The 211-nt window shown below is 51.7% G+C and carries 1 protein-coding gene; it reads left to right on the forward strand.

What is annotated here, in order from left to right:
* Positions 1 to 24: 24 nt before the first annotated feature.
* Positions 25 to 211: hypothetical protein (locus tag DWZ22_RS10550; protein ID WP_233546493.1), on the forward strand; the 187-nt coding region annotated here is incomplete at its 3' end.

Raw genomic sequence — 211 nt, forward strand, 5'->3', positions numbered from 1 at the left:
ATTCTTCTTGTTTGGATCGGATGAATGATTGCTATCATTCTTGATTTAATCGCAGAAAAGAATCGAGTCTGGAAGAAGTATCTTCCATCTCTCTCCTATCGCTATGCGGCTCTCAAGGTACGCGGGTGCGACCCCGGGGACCGGGTGCTGCGGGGACGTATCCTGGCGGACATCTACCGGACGGGCTCCTGCCCTCTATTCGAGTTAAAGT

This window comes from Collinsella sp. AF31-11, assembly GCF_003475605.1.
Classification (GTDB): domain Bacteria; phylum Actinomycetota; class Coriobacteriia; order Coriobacteriales; family Coriobacteriaceae; genus Collinsella.